Genomic DNA, 20,646 nt, shown 5'->3' on the forward strand with positions numbered 1-20,646 from the left:
ATAGGGTGTGAACCTGTGCGCGTCCTCGTGATCGGATCCGGTGCCCGCGAACACGCCCTTCTCCTGGGCCTGCGTAAAGACCCCCAGGTTGATTTCCTGGCCGTCGCGCCCGGCAACGCGGGCACCGCGACGGTCGCCGAGCAGCACGATGTGGACGTCACGTCCGCCGAAGCCGTCACCGATCTGGCCAGAAAGCTCAATGCCGACCTGGTGGTCATCGGCCCTGAGGTGCCGCTGGTCCTCGGGGTGGCCGACGCCGTTCGGGCCGCCGGAATCGCGTGCTTCGGGCCGTCGAAGGACGCCGCCCGGATCGAAGGCTCCAAGGCGTTCGCCAAGGACGTGATGGCCGCGGCCGGTGTGCGAACCGCGGGCAGCGAGACCGTCGACAACCCCGCCCACCTCGATGCCGCGTTGGATCGCTTCGGGCCCGCCGCGGGCCAACCCGCTTGGGTGGTCAAGGACGACGGGCTGGCGGCCGGTAAAGGGGTGGTGGTCACCGCCGACCGCGACGTAGCCCGCGCGCACGCCGCATCGCTGCTCGATTCCGGACATCCCGTGCTGCTCGAATCCTTTCTCGACGGACCCGAGGTGTCGCTGTTCTGTCTGGTCGACGGTGCGACCGTGGTGCCTCTGCTGCCCGCCCAAGACTTCAAGCGGGTCGGCGACGACGACGCCGGGCCCAATACCGGCGGCATGGGTGCCTATTCGCCGCTGCCGTGGCTGCCCGCCGAGGTGACCGCCGAGATCATCAGTAGTGTTGTCGAACCCGTTGCCGCCGAACTGGTTCGCCGCGGCTGTCCGTTCTCCGGTCTGCTGTATGCGGGGCTGGCGATCACCGCTAGTGGTCCGGCTGTGGTCGAATTCAACTGCCGATTCGGCGATCCCGAGACCCAGGCCGTGCTGGCGCTGCTGGAATCCCCGCTGGGGCAACTGCTGTACGCCACAGCTGCCGGAACGCTGGCCGACTTCGGTCCCCTGGCCTGGCGCGACGGATACGCCGTCACCGTCGTGGTGGCGGCCGAGAACTATCCCGGCCGCCCGCGGGTCGGCGACGTGATCACCGGCTCGGAGGCCGAGGGCGTCCTGCATGCCGGTACCGCGCGACGCGACGACGGTACCGTCGTCTCCTCGGGCGGACGGGTGCTCTCGGTCGTGGGCGCCGGAGATGACCTGGGGGCAGCGCGCGACGCCGCCTACCGAATCCTGGCTTCGATCCGCCTGCCCGGCAGCCATTTCCGCAGCGACATCGGACTCGCCGCAGCAGAGGGGCGGATCACGCTAGCTTGACGGGCAAATGCTTCACGCCGTGAATAACGTTGCTGTGCAAATACTCCGGCTCGCCGACCTCGATCTCCGGTAGCCGGGTGAGCAGCTGGTGGAACAGTTGGCGCAGCTCGGTCCTGGCCAGGTTGGCGCCGAGGCAGAAGTGCGGCCCGCCTCCACCGAACCCGAAGTGCGGGCAAGGGGAGCGGGTGATATCGAATTCGCCGGGGCGGTCGAACACCGCTTCGTCGCGGTTGGCCGAACAGTAGAACAGTGCCACCTTCTCGCCGGCCTTGATCGTCGTCCCGGCCAGTTCGGTGTCGACTTTCGTGTGCCGGGCGAAGTTGAGCACCGGGGTGGCCCAGCGGATGAACTCCTCGGTGGCCGCTGGTATCCGTGCGTCGAAATCCTTTAGCAGCCAGGACCTTTGATCGGGATGGTTGGCGAGCGCCTTGAACGCGTGCGAGGTGGTCTGCTTGGTGGTGTCATTGCCCGCGGAGGCCAGTAGCACCATGAACGATCCGATCTGGACGTCGGTGAGGCGGTGCCCGTCGACCTCTGCGTTGACGATGTTGGTCATCAGGTCGTCGTGCGGTTCGCGGCGGCGCAACTGGGCGAGTTCGATGCCGGAACTGGTGAGAATGCCGATCTGGGTCAGGGCGTGTGTCGCGCGTTCTTCGAAGCTGGCGTAGTCCTCGTCGGTTCCGCTGAACAAGCTTTCGGCGGCATACGCCACGGCCTCCTGGTCGGCGGGGGCGATGCCGATCATGTCCGACACGGTTCGCATCGGGAGCTTGGCCGAGCACTCGGTGACGAAGTCGATTTCTTCGCCGTCGCGCAGCTTTTCGATCAACCGGTCGACGATGTCGGCGGCATTGGCCTGAATCTGGGCCTCGATGCGGCGAACCTGCTTGGGGGTGAACGCCGCACTGATCAGCCGCCGGTACAACGTGTGCTCCGGCGGATCCATCGCCAGGAAGAAACTGGTGGCCTGTTGGACTTCGGCGGGGAGGGGATCGACGCTCATACCCAGTGCCGAACTGAAGATGTCGGTGTGCTGGCTGACGTACTTGATGTCGGCGTGGCGGGTGATCGCCCAGTATCCCGTTTCGGTGTGCGGGAAGACCGAGGACACCGGCGGATGCCAGGACAGGCCATCGGCGGCGCGCAGTTGTGCGAACGTGCGGTCGCGGGCGTCGAAGTCGGCGGTCCAGAAGTCGGGTGCCGAGATGTCCAGCGGGTGGTACGGCCGCGGGGATAGCGGCAGGCTGTCGACGGTCATGGTCTCCTCGGTGGCGCTGCCGGAAAGGCTTATCGAATGGATGACAGTAATAGCGACTGTAGACAATTCCAGAACTGGAGACAATCATGTCCGGGGTGACATCAGACCGTCGCGCGGCGTTCAAGGCCGAGCGTGCCGACATGCTGGCGTTCTGCGCCGGGCTCGACCCTGCCGAATGGCGGATGGACAGCCGTGCGGCGGGCTGGCGGATCCAGGACGTGGTCGCCCACCTGGGCGCCGGCTGCCGCGCGCCCTTCAGCCCCTTAGCCGCGAAATTCATGCGGGGCAACGACATCGAGGTCGCCAACGACTTGATGGTGGACACCCGCCGGAACTGGTCCGCGGCGGACGTCTTAGCCGAGTACCGCCGCTGGAGCGGTGTCGCCGCCGTGGTGTTCCCGCTCCTGGCCGCCAGCCCGTTGGCCCGGGTCCAGATGCCGCTGGCCGAGCTCGGCAGATTTCCGGTCCGATTGCTGCCCAGCGCCATGGTCTTCGACCATCACACCCACCTACGCCACGACATGGCGCCGGCGCTGGGGCGACCCGCACCGGTCACCGATGCCAACCGGATGACCGTCGTCCTGGAATGGATGATGGCGGTGCTGTCGAACCAGATGCGCGCGGCGACGCCGGCATGGCTCGACCACCCGCTGGCGATCACGCTGGCCGGGCCGGGCGGCGGCAGCTGGCGCGTCGGCCCCGACGGCTCGGTCGCGCCGGGTTCGGCGGACGGTTCGGCCGCGCAGATCGACGGATTGGCACTGGAGTTCCCCGAGTGGGGCACCCGGCGCGCCGGGTGGCGTGACCGCGATGTGCGGATCAGCGGCGACGCCGATTATGCGACGGCGTTCCTCGACACCGTGAACGTCGTTTGAGTGATTTCGGCGCGTTTTCGTTCGCTCAGCGGCGGTAAACGCGCCGAAATCACACGGTCACGCGGTCAAGAGGGGCGCCATCCAGGTCAGCTCGCCGGGCAGCTGCGAGCTCCAGTAGCTCCCGTCGTGCCCACCCGGGGAGAAGCCGCCGGCGGGCGGATTGGGCAACTGGGCGATGAATTGCTTGGTCGCCGCGTAGAACGGGTCGCTGTTGCCGCAGTCGATGCGGATGGGGATCGACGCCAGCGCGGGCAAGCCGAACACGCTGTTGCCGGCGAAGTCGTCGGGACCGTCGAACGCGCCGGGTGCCGTCGCTCCGGAGGAGAGCCACAGCGCCGGGCTGACCGCGGTGATCGCCGCGGTGCGGGGCGCGCCGAGCCGGGCGCCCAGCAGCAGCGCCCCGTAGCCGCCCATCGACCACCCGAGGAAGGCGACCCGCGAAGTGTCCAGGCCCTGGTCGCCGAGCATCGGGATCAGTTCGTCGAGGACCATGGCCCCGGAATCCTCGCCGGAGGCGCGTTTGTGCCAGTAGCTGCCGCCACCGTCGACCGCGACCACAGCGAACGGCGGCAGCCCGGCCGCCACCGCCTGAGCCAGCCCCTGCTCGACCCCACCGGCCATCACCGTCGCGGCGTCACTGCCCTTGCCGTGCAGGGCGATGACCGGCCGCAGCGGCGCAGTCTGCCCGGGTGGGCGGGCGATCGCCCAGTTGGTGTTGACACCGCCGCGCGCGGCCGACACGAACGAGCCGGTGACCATCGTGGGGGCCGGGGCGCCGGCGGGGGCCGGCTCCAGTGGGGCAGGTGGCAGCAGCGGGGCGCCGACACCGGTCATCGCGACGTCCCGGCCGGCCAGGCGCGCGCTCGAATCCAGCACGCGGCCGGCCGCGAAAGCGCCCGCGGCACCCGCCACGGCTCCGGCGCCGAGTCGCAGAACAGCGCGACGGCTCAGGTTCGCCATTCGCCACATCTTGCCATCAGGCCCCACCGGCCGACGATCTCCGGCCGATGTGAGGTTAATGATTCGGTGAAAGGCCGATGTGCCGCCGACGCTGCTGGCAGCATTGCTGAACGTGACAGCAGCGATGACCCCAAAAGGGGAACGACGGCGGTACGCGCTGATCAGCGCGGCCGCCGAGTTGCTGCGTGAAGCCGGGTTCGAGGCGGTGCGCCACCGGGCGGTGGCACGTCGTGCGGGTCTGCCGTTGGCCTCGACCACGTACTACTTCTCGTCGCTCGACGATCTGGTGCACAAAGCCGTCGAGTACATCTGCGCGGTCGAGATCGCTCAGCTGCGGGCCCGGGTCGACGCGCTGCCGCGCCGTCGACGTGGTGCGGAAGCGATCGCCGACGTGCTGGTCGACCTGCTGGTCGGTGATCCCGAAGACGAGGCCAGCAGCGAGGAACTGATCTCCCGCTATGAGCGCTACATCGCCTGCGCGCGCCAGCCCGAGCTGCGGGAAATCCAGCGGAGGTTGCTGCAGCAACGGGTGGATGCGGTCATGGAGGCGATCGTGCGCTCCGGGCGCAACCTGCGAGTCGATCTAGTGACCGCGCTTGTCAACGCCGTGGATGGCGCGGTGGTCTCGGCGCTCGTCGGTGACGGGGACGGCCCGCGTGAGCTCGCTCGCGCCACGCTGATGGATGTCATCGACGTGTTGGCGCCGATCGACGAGCGCACCATGCGGGTGTAGCGGTTACGTTCGAGGCATGGATTTCTCCGGGCTCGCCCGGCCGGCCACCGAACTGCTGGATGGTGTGATGGACCGGGCGCTGATCCTCGGCTACACCAAGATCGGTTCAGGATTGCGTCGGCGTTGGTGGGCCGCCGATGCCGGGCCGCGGGCGTTGCTGGGAAAGCGGGTGCTGATCACCGGGGCGACCGCCGGCATCGGCTTGGCGATGGCGCGGTCGTTCGCTGAGCTGGGTGCGGGAGTTCATCTGCTGGGCCGCAACGCTGACAAGGTGGATCGCGCTGCGGCCCTGACCCGGGATGCGGTCCCCGACGCCCATGTCGTGGGCGAAGTCTGCGACGTCTCCGACCTCGACGCCGTGCGGCAGTGGAGCGCCGACTTCGCCAACCGGGTTCCCGCCGTCAACGGACTGGTGCACAACGCGGGGTTGATGCCCAGAGAGCGCACGCTGACCCCGCAGGGCCATGAAGTGCAACTGGCCACCCACGTCCTCGGCCCCCATCTGATGACCGAGCAGTTGCTGCCGCTGCTGCGTGCGGCGGGCGGCGCCTCAGTGGTGTTCGTGTCCTCTGGCGGCATGTACGGCTCACCGCTGGTGGTTGACGATCTGGAATGCCGGCGTGGCTACAACGGGGTGCGTGCCTACGCCCGCACCAAGAAGATGCAAGTGGTGCTTGCTGACTCGTGGGCCCGCAGGCTGGCCGGCACCGACATCAGGGTCGAGAGCATGCATCCCGGCTGGGTCGACACCCCCGGGGTGGCCGAATATCTGCCGCGCTTCCGTGCCGTGACCCGACCGCTGCTGCGCGATGTGGGCGACGGCGCGGACACGGCGGTGTGGCTGGTGGCCACCCGACCGGAGTCCAAGCCGGGGCATTTCTGGCATGACCGCAGCCAGCGGCCGACGACGTTCGGCTGGCAGCGCCAGGAAGACCCGGCCAAGGTCCGCCGCTTCCTGGAACAGGTCAGCCGGCTGACCGGAACGTCGGAATCGTGGCCGGGCCTGCGCGCCTAGCGTCCCTCTGTTGCGCCTGTTCGCCCAAACCGCCGCCGCGAAAGTATCGGTGCGGCAGACCATTACGTCGATTTCGGCGTGGGCGTGAGGATGCCGGTTCTGGCCGGTGCGATCAGCCAGGACTGGGCTCCAACCGCCGGAGCCGGGTCTGCAGCAGCGCCACCCGATGCTCGTTGCCCGCCAGGCCGACGTACCGGTCGCCGAACGCGGCCAGTAGTGCGTCATCCAAGCGGCGCACCGCGCCCGCCGGGAAGCGGTAGTCCATCTTCTGGTTGACGGCATCGGTGTCGAGATTGGTCAGCAGCTCCTCGAGGGCGTCGAGGGTCACAATGCCCAGCTCGCCCAGCAAGTCGGAGATCCACGCATAGTGCTCGGTGCGGGACCAGCCCGCTTCGGGAAACCGATGCCCCAGGTACGTGGCCAGCACCGGCGTCGCAATTCCGGTACCCGTGGCGGCCGGGGTGCGGTCGTCGGCCATCGACTCTCGCAGTCGGTTTCGGATTTCGGTGAATTCCCGGTCGGCCAACTCGAGCAGTCCTGCTGCCAGGGTGAACCGGCGGTCGAGTTCCGGCGCGTCGCGCTCCGGGACCGTGCCCTTGTACCGGATGTCGTGTTCGAACTCCGCCCACGCGTGTTGGAGGACGGTGCGCACCTGTACCGACGCCGGCTGCGTCTCACCATCGACCCTGACCAGCAGATGTCGACTCGCGTATCCCCAGCGGCCCTCGCGAGCCGTCACTTGTCCCATGTCGAGGTCGGCTAGCACGTCCAGTTCTTCGGATAGCACGGTGCCGACAGCGGTGACGTCCTCGCGCAGGTATGTGATGACCCGCACGCCCACCTGGTCGGTGATCTGTGTCGACGGGTCGGTGTAGAGCCGCTGGCCGTGGCTGCTGCGATCGGCCTTGGCCGCGAACGACGCGACGCTCTTGGTGCGGGCCGTGACGCTGAGGTAGTTGATGCCGGCATCGTCCAGCAGGCGCTTCACCAACGCCAGGTAGTGCTCGGTGCTGGCGATCAGAGTTGGCCGCTGTTCGGCGTAGTGGGCGACTGCGTCCCCGACCACGCCGGGCGTCGGCTCCGGCGGCGCCGGGGTCAGGTCCGGTGGCAGCGTCGGCGTAACGATGTAGCCGCCCGCGAAGTCTCCGTACGTCGTCACAGAGGCGGGTCGCCGCGTGGCATAGAGCCCGACATACGCGCACACCACCGCGTCGACCGGATCCTCGGCGCGGCGCAGGTCGCTCTTGCGTACCGCGCCCTCGACGACGCCGCGCAGTTCGATCCAGTCGGGGTGATCTCCGACCCGAAGGGGCACCGCGGCCTGTGCGAGCCTTTCGATCTCGTCCATCAACCGCAGGAGTTCGATACGCAGTTGTTTCAGGTCGCGGCCCTGCTTGTGCTTGTACTTCAGCGTGCGGCCGAGCCGAAACAGCACCACCGTGGCCGGATGCGGGTAGACCTCGATGGCCCGACGTGACGCCCGCGATTGCGGGTCCATGTCCAGCCCGAGCGCGTCGGCGATACGGGCGCCGCGCGGCGTGCCGGCGAATTCGGGCTTTCCCGTGTTTGCCGGGTGCGCGCCGGCCTCGAACTTGGCGAAATCCCGGTTCAACTGGGTTTCGCAGTCTCGTTGGCCGGTCGGGTTGGTAACCACAAGCGGAGCGTCGATGGCGACCAGGCAGGCGCCTTCGACATAGGGCCGCACTTCGGCGAGGATGCTCGAATCATCTTGCGCGGTGGCGATATGAATGAGCCGGCCGTCCGCGTCGAGCACCGCGACTCCGGTGGGCTTGCGCTCACCCCAGGCCAGGTCCAGACCGACAAAGTGCATTCGTCTACCTTGCCGTACTCGGGCCGTAAGCTGTGCGGTTGTGACAATCCACGCACCCATCCCCGACGTCCTGGCCGCGCGATACGCCAGCGCGGACATGGTCGCGATCTGGTCGCCCGAGGCCAAGATCGTCGCCGAACGCCGGCTCTGGCTCGCGGTGCTCCGCGCCCAGAAAGAACTTGGCGTCAGCGTGCCCGACGGTGTGATCGAGGACTACGAGGCGGTGCTCGAGCAGGTCGACCTGGCATCGATCGCCGCGCGCGAACGGGTCACCCGCCACGACGTCAAGGCGCGCATCGAGGAATTCAACGCACTCGCCGGCCACGAGCACGTGCACAAGGGCATGACCAGCCGCGACCTCACCGAGAACGTCGAGCAACTGCAGATCCGCCGATCGCTGGAACTCGTGCATGCTCACGGCGTGGCCGTCGTGGCCCGGCTTGCCGAAAACGCGGTGCTCTACCGGGACCTGGTGATGGCCGGCCGCAGCCACAATGTCGCCGCCCAGGCCACCACATTGGGGAAGAGGTTCGCCTCAGCCGCCGAGGAAACGCTGATCGCACTGAGGCGTGTCGCCGAGTTGATCGCACGCTACCCGCTGCGGGGCATCAAGGGCCCGATGGGCACTGCCCAGGACATGCTGGACCTGTTCGACGGTGACGCCGTCCGGCTGGCCGAGCTGGAACACCGGGTGGCCGAATTCCTGGGTTTTAAGGCGGTTTTCAGCAGTGTGGGCCAGGTTTACCCGCGGTCGCTGGACCACGACGTGGTGTCGGCTTTGATCCAGCTGGGCGCCGGCCCGTCGTCGTTCGCACACACGGTGCGGCTGATGGCCGGCCACGAGCTGGTGACCGAAGGGTTCGCGCCCGGACAGGTCGGTTCGTCGGCGATGCCGCACAAGATGAACACCCGCAGCTGCGAACGGGTCAACGGGCTGCAGGTGGTGCTCCGCGGCTACGGGTCGATGGCCGCGGAATTGGCTGGCGCGCAATGGAATGAAGGTGACGTCTTCTGTTCGGTGGTACGCCGGGTGGCCCTGCCGGATGCGTTCTTCGCGATCGACGGACAGATCGAGACGTTCCTGACGGTCCTCGACGAGTTCGGTGCCTACCCCGCGGTGATCCAACGCGAGCTCGATCGGTACCTGCCCTTCCTGGCCACCACCAAGGTGCTGATCGCGGCTGTGCGGGCCGGGATGGGTCGGGAGGCCGCGCACGAGGTGATCAAGGAGCACGCGGTGGCCGTGGCCCTGGCGATGCGCGAGAAAGGTGCCGAGCCCGACCTGCTGGATCGGCTGGCGGCCGACGAACGGCTGCCACTGGACCGCGCGGCATTGGATGCCGCGCTCGCCGACAAGCAGGACTTCACCGGGGCGGCGGGCAGCCAGGTCGACCAGGTGATCGCCGCGGTCGACGAACTGGTCAGCGCCTACCCCGATGCAGCCAAGTACGCGCCCGGCGCGATCCTGTAGAGACCCATGTCGCTCGGCCGGATTCGCCAGCTGTTCGCGGAACTTGGCTGAGATGCGGCCACCGCCCGACGTGTTCGCGGCGGTGATGGCCACGGGCATCGTCTCGATCGCGGGTGCCGATCACGGTCATCGCTGGATCAGCTTGGGGCTGGCCGTGATTGCCGGGTGTGGGCTACCGGTACTCGTGGTGGTGTGCGCGGTGTCGTGGCGGCGGTCGCCGCTGGATGTCCATGATCCGGATGTGCTGTTGCGGTTGTTCACCTATGTGGCGGCGTGCGCGGTGCTCGGGGCGCGGCTGGCGGAGTACCGGGTGGCGTTGTGGGTGCTGGCCGGGCTGGCCCTGCAGTTCTGGCTGACGCTGGCGCCGGTGGTGGTCAGGCGGATGTGGCGGATTCGCTGGACCGGACTGCGTGACCGTGCGCACGGCGCGTGGGAGCTCGCCAGTGTGGCGACGTCGGGGTTGGCGATCCTGTCCGCCGACCTGCGCTGGCTGTTCGGCGCGCTGCTGTTCTGGGCACTGGCACTGCTGGTCTACGGCGTGATCACTGGGCTCATGCTGTGGCGGGCCCTGCACGAACGACTGGATCGGGACGGTTTCGAGCCGGACAGCTGGATCCTGATGGGCGCTCTGGCGATCGCGACCCTGGCCGGGGACCACATCCACCGCATGTGGGCCTCGGAGGTGGTCGAAGCGGTCACCGTGCTCACCTGGGTGCTGGCGACGCTGTGGATCCCGGTGCTGGTCCACTTCGGCATCCGGCGCATCAATTCCGGCCCCGGTAGGCTGCGGTTCCGGGGGGTCTGGTGGGCGATGGTGTTCCCGCTGGGCATGTACGCGGCGGCGACTCAGGCGATGAGTTTCGAGACGGGTTGGCGCGGGCTGCACACCGTGTCCCTGGTTTTCTTCTGGGTGGCCTTCGCCGCCTGGGTCACCGTGGCCGTCGGCGCAGTCATGAAGCTCCAGTCACATCACGGCGTGACCGGCATCGACGGGTAGCGCCGCGCCGGTGATGTAGCGGGCTTTCGGGCTCGCCAGAAACACGACGGCGTTGGTGACGTCCTCGGCCTCGACAAGCGGGACCGGCAGCAGGTTGGCGGACAGCGCCGCTGCGTTCGGCTGCTCCTGAATCATCCGAATGGTGTTCTCGTTGAGGATCATCGGTGTGGCGACACCGCTGGGATGCACGGTGTTGACCCGAATGCTGTGCTGGGCGTAGGCATTGGCGGCCGAGCGCATCAGCCCGACCAGCCCGTGCTTGGCGGCGGCGTAGGCGAACATCGCCGCGCTGCCGTCGCCGCCGCGGCCGACCAGCCCCTGCGCGGAGCTGGTCAAGATGATCGAGCCGCCGCGGCCCTTACGGATGATCGAGGGCACGGTCGCGGCGATGGTGTGCCACACCCCGTTGAGATTGGTGTCGATGATGTCGCGGTACACATTGACGTCAAGCGGATCCTTGAGGCCGATCGCCACCACCCCGGCGTTGGCCACGACGATGTCGATGTCACCGAGTGCATCGATGCCGCCCTGCACACCGACCCGCAGGGCGTCGAGATCTCGGACGTCGGCGATGACGGGAACGACCCGCCGACCCTGCGCCTCGACCAGTCGGACGGTCTCGTCGAGGTCCTCCTTGGTGGCCAGGGGATAGGGGATCGAGTCGATGTCGGCGCAGCGGTCGATGGCGATGATGTCGGCGCCGTCGGCGGCCAGCGCCACGGCGTGACTTCTGCCCTGACCGCGGGCCGCGCCGGTGACCACTGCGACGGTGTCGATGAGATCTGCCACGAGGCGGACTCTAACCGATCCGGTCGCGACTGTGAGAAGCTTCCAGAAGCCATGGCGAAACCCAAAGGTGCAGCATCAGCCAACTCCTCGTTCCTCGGCCGGCCGGTCGGCGCCAACAGTGAGGAGACGAGGCGGCGCATCCTCGAGGCGACGATGCGCTGTGTCGCAGAGTTCGGCTATTCGAGGACGACGATCCGCGAGATCGCCCGCGAGGCGAAGATGACCAGCGGCAGTCTCTATCACTACTTCCCGAACAAGGCCGAACTCGTGCGAGCCACCTTCGACGAGGTCGCCACCATCGCCGTGCCCAGGCTCGAACAGGCCGCCGAAGAGAACGTCGCCACCCTCGACAAGCTGATGGCGGTGCTCGACGAGAGCGTGCGGGTGATGCGGGACTACCCACTGGCGGTCGCCTTCGATCGGGCCATCCGCGCGGAAAGTCCGCAGCATCTGCATCTGGCCGAGACCAGTGACAGGCGGTTCATCGCATTACGAAATCTGATCCGTGACATCCTCGAGCAGGGTGTGGACCACAAGGAGCTGGGCCCCGGGGTCGACGCGGAGAGTGCGGCCAACGCCGTATACATGATCTTCCGGGGCTTGAACGAGTACGCTGCCAGTGCGCCGCCGGCTGCGGAGTACCACGCCACCGTCGCCGCGCTCAAACAGCTGCTGCGAGGACAGCTGTTCAATTATGGCGTGAGCCGGTAGAGCTTCCGCGCATTCGATGCCAGGACAGCATCGACGTGTTCGGCGCCGACCGCATCGGCAACCCGCTCGATATCGCTGTCCTGGAACGGAATCGCCGCGCGAGTCGACGGTAGGTCGGTACCGAAGATCAGTGCCCCGGGATTTGCCTTCACGATGCTGCGCATCAGGGCGTCGGGGTCGCTGACTCTGATCCGGCCGAACCCGGTCGCCTTGACCACCGTCCCGGACTCCACCAATCGCAACAGCGCTCCGCTGATGTCGTCCGACATGGCCAGATGGTCGACACTGACCTGCGGCAGCGCGGCCAGAGTGGCCTCCAGGCCGGGCAGGTCGGCCGCATCGAGATAGAACTCGCAATGCCAGCCGGCGATGTCGTTGACCCGACGGGCAAGGGTGTCGATATCGTCCAGCGTCGCTGAACCGCCGCGGTACAGGTTGAACCGGACCGCACGAACGCCGGCCCGATCCAAGGCAAGGATTTCGGCGTCGGTGGTGTCGGCAGGGATCTGGGTGACACCCACGAAGCCCGGACCCAGCTGCCCCAGAGCATCTTTCACGTAGCTTTGATCGAATGCCTGGAACGATCCGCTGACGACCGCGCCGCCGGTGACGGGTAGCGGTTGGACCCGTTCTCGGTAGTCGGCGGCGGTGAAGGCATCGGGTAGATAGCCGTTGTTGGGCACCAACGGAAAACGCGGATCGATGATGTGGAAGTGGGCATCGAAAATGCGCGGTTCCACGCTCACTGGCCTGTCCTGACGAAGTCGGCGCAGCGTTCGCCGACCATGATCGCCGGGGCGTTGGTGTTGGCCCGGGGAATGCGCGGGAACGCCGACGCATCGGCCACCCGAAGACCCTGCACGCCACGGACTCTCAGCTTCTCATCCAGGACGCTTTCGCGATCGGTGCCCATCGCCGCCGAGCAGGCGGGGTGGCCGGTGGTCGCCACCGAACTTCGCACCCATGCCTCGATCGCGGCGTCGGTGACGACCTCGGGGCCGGGGTGCAGTTCGGCGGTGATGACCGAGGCGAACGGCTCGGCCGCGACGATCTCCCGGGTGCGCCGCACCACCCGGATGAATGCCTGCACGTCGTCGGGGTGGGCCAAGGTGTTGAGCCGGATCTCGGGTGCGTCATGCGGATCAGATGATCGAGCCAGCACCGTGCCGCGGCTCTTCGGTGTCCAGTAGGACTGCAGTACCGACGACGCGCGGCGCAGCTCGCGGTCGGTCGCGACGAGGCTGACGTAGCTGGGGGAGTGAATCAACTGGAAATCGGGTGCAGGCAGCTCTGGATGTGATCGGATATGCGCAAGGGCCTCCATCGCGTTGCTGGTCAGCTTGCCGGTTCGGCGAAATAACCAGCGCAGCAGCCATTGTGGCTTCTGAGCGTCCGACAGGCCGACGTATTCGGGCTGCACATCCCAGCTCATTGCCGTCGCGGGATGGTCGGTGAGGTTGGTTCCCACCGCAGGGCTGTCGACGATGGGTGCGATCCCGACCGAACGCAGGTGGGCGGCCGGACCGATGCCGGACAGCTGCAACAACTGTGGTGTCCCGTATGCACCCGCCGACAGGACGATTTCGCGGTTGGCACCGACGCGAAGACGTTGCCCCTTGCGCTCATACTCCACGGCCACCGCGCGCCCGTCTCGGATCACCACTCGGTGCACGAGCGCGCCTGTTACCACGGTGAAGTTCGAACGCCGCCGCGCCGCGGGCAGATATGCCCGTGCGGCGTTCCAGCGCTGGCCTTTCCAGATCGTCACCGGTGCGATAGAGGTGCCGTCGAGATCAGGTCCGCCGACATCCTCGTTGTCGGAGACCCCGGCGGCGCGGGCGGCGGCCACCCACCGAGAGGAAGTCGGGTCGGGCTCGGGGAGTCTGGTTACCCGGACCGGGCCTGAGGTCCCGTGCGCCGGTCCACCGAGGTAGTGCGACTCGATGCGACGGAATACCGGCTCGACGTCGGACCAGCCCCACCCCGGCAACTGCCAGCCGTCGTAGTCGAGATGACTACCGCGTACCCACACCATCGCGTTCATCGAACTCGTGCCGCCCAGCACTCTGCCCCGGGGCTGCGGAATGGTTCGGCCGTCGCAGCCGGGCTCGGGCTGCGAGCTGAAGTCCCAATCGGTCGGTCCGCTCATCTGTGCGGCGAAGGCCAGCGGGGCGCGTACCGTCAGCCGTCGATCCGAACCGCCGGCCTCCAGCAGCAACACGCTGGATGGCCCCGCGGCCAGGCGGCCGGCCAGTGCGCAACCCGCGGATCCGGCACCGATCACGATGTAGTCGTAGTCAGCCACGGTTGTGGACGCTAGCCCCCGTCGACCTCGATCGCGTGTTCGGGGCAATCCTGGGCCGCTTTGCCGACGAGATCGTGGTACTGCGCCGGGATCTCGTCGAGTATCACCTCGGCGAAGCCGTCAGCGGTCCAGCCGAACACCGCCGGACAGATCGACACGCAGTCGCCGTGTCCGGCGCAGCGGTCCGAATCGACCGAGGCCTTCATTGTCACCCCATTCGTCAGATCTCGACACCTTCGTAGCTGGCGAGCATATCGGGATCGGGCAGTGCCATTTGCAGATAGACGTCGATGCGGGTGATCTTTTCGGATGGCCCGAATTCGTAGACCGACACCGAGTTGACCGAGTTGCTGAAATCGCCGATTCTGCTGTGCTCTTCGAGCTCCAAGAACACCACGTGGTCGGCCTCGGTGACCCGCTTGAACTCCGAGTCCCACTCCGACGAGGCCGCCCAGTTGGTCAGGAAGGTGACATACTCCTGCCAGTTCATCACCTCTTTGAAATTTCCCACCCGCACGAAATTGTGGGTGTCGATGAGCTCCGCGAGAGGTGCCCAGCTCTCGGCGGTGAAGCCGGGCTGCTTTGCCGCGTCGACCAGCCGCTTCATCAGCACGGTGTACTCCAACACCGCGCGGGCCCGGCCGGTGTGGTGGGTGATGTCCGGTACCGCCATCAGACTGTCAACCCTTCTTCGACCAGTCGGCGTTCCAGAGCGTCGGTGTATTCATGGGTTCCGCGGAACGGCCCGTGCACGCCGATCGCGACATCGAGGAAGTCGCTGTACTCGCTGTTGACGTGGGTTTCCCACCGGGTGACCTCGCCGTCGTCATTGGTGTCGACGAAACTGTAAGAGTAGAAGCCCATTACGGTGCCGTCGGCCTTGTTGGTGCCCTGCCATCGGGTCTTCATCACGAACCCGTTGTCGGCGGGCCAGTGCCTGAAGTCGACGGGCTTCCAGTCCGGGAACCGCAGCGAGTACACCTTGGCTTCCATGGTCGATGCGCGAGCGGACTCCTCCGGGAACTCGCTCAGTTTGAACGCTTCGTCGCCGGTGAAGTAGGGCGATGCGTACATGCAGTCCGGATGAAACTTCCAGACCTCGACGAACTTCTCCCCGTCCTGCACGCCTTGGCGCAGGTAGGCGTCACCATAGGCGTGGGCCATCCGGTTGTGCAGGGCTATGCGGTCCTCGAGATTCACTGGGCTGCCGTTCCGGCTATCCATCGGTCCATGGTGTCGTGGAACTTTGCGACGACGACTTCCTCTTTCACCAGCGTCAAGTGGTCGAGGCCCGCATTGCGTAGGCCGGCCTGCTGGCGCTGCATCTGCTCGTAATCCTGTTGCAGCGCTTCGAAATACTTGTAACTGCCCGGCTCGTCGACCTCGGTCAGGTCGACTTTGAAGGCGTCGGCCATCTCGGGTGGCAGATACATATAACTGGCCACATGCCAGATGCACCGGTTGGGATCTCCGTCGGGGTGCGGTCTGGACAGGATCACGTGGCACTCGCCGGCACGGATGGTCATCATGAAGTTGGGGAAGAGGAACCAGCCGTGGTTGTCGCTCATCTGGGCGTCGGTGAGTCCACTGACGTCCAGTCCCATCTCCGTCAGGTGCGTGCGGGTGGCCTTCTGTAGCAGGAAGCGCGCCGTGACACCCTCGGGGAAGTCGATGGACCCGTCGTCGGCGGTGTACTCCTTGACCAATTCCTGGAATCGCGGGATCACCGCGACCGTGCCCGGGAAGGTTTCGGGCAGAGCGAGGGTTCCCTCGACCTGCTTCTCCGGGGTGGCCCCAACGACCTCGAAAGGTGCCATGGCGATGCTGTGGTTCTCGAAGAATTTGTAGCGCGTGGTCTCGGGCTGGATGTTGAGGACTGCCAGCAGTTGCGGGTGCACGCCATTGACGTGGTAGCCCTCGTTGAAGGCATCCATGACGACTTTCCAGTTGCAGTCCAATGCCTCTCGGACGTTCATCACCGTCGACATCAGTTCCAGGTGGTACGGCTCGAGAGTCGCCATGGCCTCTTCGCCGAGCCACTCCGCCAACGGCTGGGCACCGGGATCGGGGTTGATGAAGATGAAACCGCCGAAGGAGTCCACCGGCACCTGGATCAGAGAGTTGTCGCTCTTGTCGAGGTTGCCCGAGCTTTCTTCCCGCAGCAGTCCCTTGAGTCGGCCGTCGAGGTCATAGGACCACAGGTGGTACTGGCACAGGAAGCCGCGCTTGGCGTTGCCGGTACGGCCCTGGCAGATCGCGTTGCCGCGATGCCGGCAGGCGTTGACGAAGCCGCGAAGCTTCTCGTCCTTGCCGCGCACGATAAGAAAGGACTGGTCGTAGACCTTGTACTCCATCCAATCGCCGATCTTGGGGAGATCGTCGACCCGTCCGGCGACCTGCCACGTCTTCATCCAGATCGCCTCGCGCTCGCGTTGGGCGTACTCCGTCGACCGGTAGCGGTCCGCGGAGACCCGAGGCGTGAATTGTCCGGCCAGGTCGTCCAGGCCCGGGGCGTGGTCGACCCATTCGCCGGGCAGCGCGGTTGCTGTCATGACGTGAAACCTCCTGAGCTCAGGAACACTTCTGCGACGGTTTTCTCGCGACGTTGATCGTCGGCACATCGCAGCGCGCCCAACTAATTAATCGATTGATTGATTTATGATGCGGGCCACATGCAGACGTGTCAAGGTGTGGTGCGGTCGCGTGCGCCCGGCGCTCGTCAGCGCGCCGGAGAACGCCAGTAGCGGGGGGCACGGACACCGGCCGAGCGCAGTTCGAGTGCGGCCAGTCCCCGAATGGCATAGGGATCCTCGCGCCGCCACGCGCCGACCGGGTCGAAGCTGACCTCGGTGAGCCGGCGCAGCGGCCGATTGGCCAGTGCCCGCAGTGCCAGCAGTTGCTCACCGGCCGGGGTTCTGGCCAGCATGATCACCGTCCATTTGCGCCGGAAGAAGCGGATCCGAAGAAACAGCCAGGGCATCCCGATCGCCAGGATCGGCGGCGCGGCCACCGCGATGCCCAGCAGCACCGCCAGCCAGGACGCGGTGGTGTCGAGGTTGTTGCCCGCGCCGGCCAGGTCGAGGGCCGCCTCGCTGGCCGCGCGCAGCGGTTTGGAGACCGTGTCGCCGACTAGCGGGATCTTGTGCGCACTGTCACCGGCGGAGTTCAGGTTGTCCGAGATCCCGGTGGCACCGTCTTTGACCTGGCGGCCCACCTCCGCGATGGTCGCGACCGCGGCGTGAACGGCCAGACCGACCAGCACCCATATCGTGATCCATAGCGCGACCAGCAGGTCGCTGACCAACTGCGCGAGCAGCCGACCCGGCGTGGTGGCGTAGGGCAGGAACCGCGATCTCATGGCTCGATCCCAGCACAGTCGCGCCGGGTCAGGGGCCGTTAGGCTGACGCGATGCGCCCTGCTCTGAGCGACTATCAACACCTGGCCAGCGGTAAGGTTCGCGAGCTCTATCGCATCGATGACAAGCATCTGTTGTTCGTCGCCAGCGACCGGATCTCCGCCTATGACTATGTTCTGGACAGCCTGATCCCGGATAAGGGTCGAATCCTCACCGCGATGAGCGTCTTCTTTTTCGACTACATCGACGCGCCCAACCACCTGGCCGGCCCGCCCGACGATCCCCGCATCCCCGATGAGGTGCTGGGCCGTGCTCTGGTGGTGCGCCAGCTGGAGATGGTGCCGATCGAGTGCGTGGCCCGCGGTTATCTGACCGGCTCGGGCCTGCTGGACTACCAGCGCAACGGCACGGTCTGCGGCATCGTGTTACCCCCAGGCCTGGTCGAGGCCAGCAAGTTCGCCTCGCCGTTGTTCACCCCGGCGACCAAGGCCGAACTGGGCGAGCACGACGAGAACATCTCATTCAACCGGACCATCGAGCTGGTCGGCGCCGTGCGCGCCAACCAGCTACGTGAGCGCACCCTGCAGATCTACATTCAGGCGGCCGACCACGCGTTGACGAAAGGCATCATCATCGCCGACACGAAGTTCGAGTTCGGTGTCGACGACGACGATCGGGTGGTGCTGGCCGACGAGGTCTTCACCCCGGATTCGTCCCGGTACTGGCCGGCCGACACCTATCGCGCGGGTGTGGTGCAGCCAAGCTTCGACAAGCAGTTCGTCCGCAATTGGCTTACCGGACCCGAATCGGGCTGGGACCGTTACGGTTCCACTCCGCCACCGCCGTTGCCCGACGATATCGTCGAAGCCACCCGGGCCCGCTACATCGAAGCCTACGAACGCATTTCCGGGCTGTCGTTCGCCGACTGGATTGGACCCAGCGCATGATCCCTCCCAACGCGAAACGTGTCGACACGCACCGTGTCCACCACGACGACGTTTTCGTCGACCCGTACGAATGGCTGCGCGAAAAGTCTGATCCGGAGGTCATCGCCCACCTGGAAGCCGAGAACGTCTACGCCGACCGCGCGACGGCGTACCTGGAGCCGTTGCGGCAGAAGATCTTCGAAGAGATCAAGGCCCGCACCAAGGAAACCGATATGTCGGTTCCGACTCGGCGAGGTCAGTGGTGGTACTACGGGCGCAGTTTCGAAGGCAAACAGTACGGGGCGCACTGCCGGTGCCCGATCACCGGACCCGACGATTGGGATCCGCCGGTGTTCGACGAGGACACCGACGTTCCCGGTGAACAGGTACTGCTCGACGAGAACACCGAAGCCGATGGATACGACTTCTTCGCGCTCGGCGCCATCGGCGTGAGTCTCGACGGCCATCTGTTGGCCTATTCGGTCGATGTCATCGGCGATGAGCGGTACACGCTGCGATTCAAGGATTTACGCACCGGTGAGCTCTACGCCGACGAGATCACCGGCATCTCATCCGGGGTGACGTGGGCCGCGGACAACGCGACTGTCTACTACACGACCGTCGACGAGGCGTGGCGTCCGGACACCGTATGGCGTCACCGACTCGGATCCGGTGAGCCCGACGAGAAGGTGTTCCACGAACCAGACGAACGGTTCTGGATCGGGATGGGCCGCACCCGCAGCGATAAGTACCTGATCATCGCGGCCGGCTCGGCGATCACCTCGCAAGTGTGGTTCGGCGATGCCGCCGACCCGAATGCCGTCTTCACCAGCGTGCTACCCCGCCGCGACGGTATCGAGTACTCGGTGGAGCATGCGGTCATCGGCGGTGAGGACAAGTTCCTCATCCTGCACAACGATGGCGCGGTCAACTTCACGCTCGTCGAAGCGCCGGTCGCCGACCCGGAAGACCAGCGCACATTGATCCCGGCGCGTGATGACGTCCGGCTCGACGGCGTCGACGCCTTCGCCGACCATCTGGTCGTCAGTTACCGGCGGGAGGCACTACCGCGGATTCAGTTGTGGCCCATCACCGCCGACGGCTATGGAACGCCCGAGGAGATCGGTTTCGACTCGGAACTGACCTCGGCGGGATTGGCCGGCAATCCCAATTGGTCGACCCCCAAGTTGCGAGTGGGTACCACCTCGTTCGTCACTCCGTTGCGCATCTACGACCTCGACCTGTCCACCGGCGACCGAGCGTTGCTGCGTGAGCAACCGGTACTGGGCGGTTACCGCCGCGAGGACTATGTCGAGCGCCGCGACTGGGCCGTCGCCGATGACGGTACCCGGGTGCCGATCTCCGTCATCCACAAGGCGGGTATTGAATTCCCGGCTCCCACAGTGCTCTACGGCTACGGCGCGTACGAATCGTCTGAGGATCCCCGCTTTTCGGTGGCTCGACTGTCGCTACTCGACCGCGGAATGGTTTTCGCCGTCGCCCACATTCGCGGCGGCGGTGAGATGGGGAGGCTCTGGTACGAGCACGGCAAGCTGCTGCGGAAGCGGAACACGTTCACCGACTTCATCACGGTGGCACAACACCTCGTGGACTCCGGTCTGACCCGGCCCCAGAATCTGGTGGCACTCGGGGGCAGCGCCGGTGGTCTGCTGATGGGTGCGGTCGCCAACCTCGCCCCGGGGCTGTTCGCCGGTATCCTCGCGCAAGTGCCCTTCGTGGATCCCCTCACCACGATCCTGGACCCGTCTCTGCCGTTGACGGTGACGGAGTGGGACGAGTGGGGAAACCCGCTGGAGAACAAGGACGTCTACTTCTACATGAAGTCCTATTCGCCGTACGAGAACGTCGAGGCCAAGGAGTATCCCGCGATCCTGGCAATGACATCGCTCAACGACACCCGGGTTCTCTACGTCGAGCCCGCGAAGTGGGTTGCCGCGCTTCGGCACACCAAGACCGACGAACATCCGGTGCTGCTGAAAACCCAGATGGCCGCCGGGCACGGCGGGATCAGCGGCCGCTACGAACGCTGGAAGGAAGCGGCGTTCCAATACGCGTGGCTACTGGCCACCGCCGACCCGGGACACTACGGCACACCCGCGGGCGGCTCTTGA

20 protein-coding genes are annotated in these 20,646 nt (G+C 66.5%); 9 read left to right on the plus strand and 11 right to left on the minus strand.

Annotation, left to right across the window (positions count from 1 at the left end; translation table 11 throughout):
* The first annotated feature begins 15 nt into the window (after positions 1–15).
* Complete coding sequence (gene purD / locus ORI27_RS01075) at positions 16–1,287, plus strand: phosphoribosylamine--glycine ligase (RefSeq protein ID WP_265994642.1); 1,272 nt, start codon at positions 16–18, stop codon at positions 1,285–1,287.
* Here purD and ORI27_RS01080 read toward each other — a convergent pair.
* The gene (locus ORI27_RS01080; RefSeq protein WP_265994641.1) at positions 1,274–2,545 is read right to left on the minus strand and encodes a cytochrome P450; all 1,272 of its coding nucleotides are present in this window, start codon (positions 2,543–2,545) and stop codon (positions 1,274–1,276) included. The genes purD and ORI27_RS01080 overlap by 14 nt on opposite strands.
* Before the next feature lie 86 nt (positions 2,546–2,631).
* Between ORI27_RS01080 and ORI27_RS01085 the strand changes: the two genes are divergently transcribed.
* Positions 2,632–3,420 (plus strand): maleylpyruvate isomerase N-terminal domain-containing protein, encoded by a 789-nt coding sequence (locus ORI27_RS01085; RefSeq protein ID WP_265994640.1) that lies wholly within the window; start codon positions 2,632–2,634, stop codon positions 3,418–3,420.
* Between the two features lie 57 nt (positions 3,421–3,477).
* Here ORI27_RS01085 and ORI27_RS01090 read toward each other — a convergent pair whose 3' ends face one another.
* Positions 3,478–4,389: an alpha/beta hydrolase gene (locus ORI27_RS01090; RefSeq protein WP_265994855.1), complete on the minus strand. Its 912-nt coding sequence runs from the start codon at positions 4,387–4,389 to the stop codon at positions 3,478–3,480.
* Between the two features lie 94 nt (positions 4,390–4,483).
* Between ORI27_RS01090 and ORI27_RS01095 the strand changes: the two genes are divergently transcribed.
* Complete coding sequence (locus ORI27_RS01095; protein ID WP_265994854.1) at positions 4,484–5,113, plus strand: TetR/AcrR family transcriptional regulator; 630 nt, start codon at positions 4,484–4,486, stop codon at positions 5,111–5,113.
* A gap of 16 nt (positions 5,114–5,129) precedes the next feature.
* A complete protein-coding gene (locus tag ORI27_RS01100; RefSeq protein ID WP_265994639.1) occupies positions 5,130–6,128 on the plus strand; it encodes an SDR family NAD(P)-dependent oxidoreductase in 999 nt (332 codons plus the stop codon).
* A gap of 112 nt (positions 6,129–6,240) precedes the next feature.
* Here ORI27_RS01100 and relZ read toward each other — a convergent pair whose 3' ends face one another.
* Complete coding sequence (relZ, locus tag ORI27_RS01105; RefSeq protein ID WP_265994638.1) at positions 6,241–7,959, minus strand: bifunctional ribonuclease/(p)ppGpp synthase; 1,719 nt, start codon at positions 7,957–7,959, stop codon at positions 6,241–6,243.
* Between the two features lie 58 nt (positions 7,960–8,017).
* Here relZ and purB point away from each other — a divergent pair, with 58 nt between their 5' ends.
* The gene (gene purB / locus ORI27_RS01110; protein WP_407666201.1) at positions 8,018–9,430 is read left to right on the plus strand and encodes an adenylosuccinate lyase; all 1,413 of its coding nucleotides are present in this window, start codon (positions 8,018–8,020) and stop codon (positions 9,428–9,430) included.
* 52 nt (positions 9,431–9,482) lie between these two features.
* Positions 9,483–10,427 carry a tellurite resistance/C4-dicarboxylate transporter family protein gene (locus ORI27_RS01115; RefSeq protein ID WP_265994637.1) on the plus strand — a complete coding sequence of 315 codons (945 nt, stop codon included), beginning with the start codon at positions 9,483–9,485 and terminating at the stop codon, positions 10,425–10,427.
* Here ORI27_RS01115 and ORI27_RS01120 read toward each other — a convergent pair.
* Positions 10,395–11,216, minus strand: a complete 822-nt coding sequence (locus ORI27_RS01120; RefSeq protein ID WP_265994636.1) for a mycofactocin-coupled SDR family oxidoreductase — start codon at positions 11,214–11,216, stop codon at positions 10,395–10,397. The two genes, ORI27_RS01115 and ORI27_RS01120, sit on opposite strands and share 33 nt — an antisense overlap.
* Positions 11,217–11,267: 51 nt before the next feature.
* Here ORI27_RS01120 and ORI27_RS01125 point away from each other — a divergent pair, with 51 nt between their 5' ends.
* Positions 11,268–11,927, plus strand: coding sequence for a TetR/AcrR family transcriptional regulator (locus tag ORI27_RS01125; protein WP_265994635.1), 660 nt, complete (start codon positions 11,268–11,270; stop codon positions 11,925–11,927).
* Here ORI27_RS01125 and ORI27_RS01130 read toward each other — a convergent pair.
* The 7 genes from ORI27_RS01130 to ORI27_RS01160 form a co-directional block, all read right to left on the minus strand.
* Complete coding sequence (locus ORI27_RS01130) at positions 11,909–12,667, minus strand: amidohydrolase family protein (RefSeq protein WP_265994852.1); 759 nt, start codon at positions 12,665–12,667, stop codon at positions 11,909–11,911. The genes ORI27_RS01125 and ORI27_RS01130 overlap by 19 nt on opposite strands.
* Positions 12,668–12,669: 2 nt before the next feature.
* Positions 12,670–14,232 (minus strand): GMC family oxidoreductase, encoded by a 1,563-nt coding sequence (locus tag ORI27_RS01135; protein ID WP_265994634.1) that lies wholly within the window; start codon positions 14,230–14,232, stop codon positions 12,670–12,672.
* A gap of 11 nt (positions 14,233–14,243) precedes the next feature.
* Entirely contained in the window at positions 14,244–14,438 is a 195-nt protein-coding gene (locus ORI27_RS01140; protein ID WP_265994633.1) for a ferredoxin, read from the minus strand.
* Positions 14,439–14,452: 14 nt separating this feature from the next.
* Positions 14,453–14,905, minus strand: a complete 453-nt coding sequence (locus ORI27_RS01145; RefSeq protein WP_265994632.1) for a hypothetical protein — start codon at positions 14,903–14,905, stop codon at positions 14,453–14,455.
* Positions 14,905–15,432 carry a hypothetical protein gene (locus ORI27_RS01150; protein ID WP_265994851.1) on the minus strand — a complete coding sequence of 176 codons (528 nt, stop codon included), beginning with the start codon at positions 15,430–15,432 and terminating at the stop codon, positions 14,905–14,907. The genes ORI27_RS01145 and ORI27_RS01150 overlap by 1 nt, the downstream gene beginning before the upstream one ends.
* Positions 15,429–16,784 (minus strand): aromatic ring-hydroxylating oxygenase subunit alpha, encoded by a 1,356-nt coding sequence (locus tag ORI27_RS01155; RefSeq protein ID WP_265994631.1) that lies wholly within the window; start codon positions 16,782–16,784, stop codon positions 15,429–15,431. The genes ORI27_RS01150 and ORI27_RS01155 overlap by 4 nt, the downstream gene beginning before the upstream one ends.
* Before the next feature lie 167 nt (positions 16,785–16,951).
* Positions 16,952–17,590, minus strand: coding sequence for a hypothetical protein (locus ORI27_RS01160; RefSeq protein ID WP_265994629.1), 639 nt, complete (start codon positions 17,588–17,590; stop codon positions 16,952–16,954).
* 51 nt (positions 17,591–17,641) lie between these two features.
* Between ORI27_RS01160 and ORI27_RS01165 the strand changes: the two genes are divergently transcribed.
* Together ORI27_RS01165 and ORI27_RS01170 are read left to right on the plus strand one after the other, a co-directional pair.
* On the plus strand, positions 17,642–18,535 hold the full coding sequence (locus tag ORI27_RS01165; RefSeq protein ID WP_265994628.1) for a phosphoribosylaminoimidazolesuccinocarboxamide synthase: 894 nt from the start codon (positions 17,642–17,644) through the stop codon (positions 18,533–18,535).
* A complete protein-coding gene (locus tag ORI27_RS01170) occupies positions 18,532–20,646 on the plus strand; it encodes a S9 family peptidase (protein WP_265994627.1) in 2,115 nt (704 codons plus the stop codon). The genes ORI27_RS01165 and ORI27_RS01170 overlap by 4 nt, the downstream gene beginning before the upstream one ends.

Origin of the sequence: Mycobacterium pinniadriaticum, from assembly GCF_026242045.1 — a bacterium.
Lineage (GTDB): Bacteria > Actinomycetota > Actinomycetes > Mycobacteriales > Mycobacteriaceae > Mycobacterium > Mycobacterium pinniadriaticum.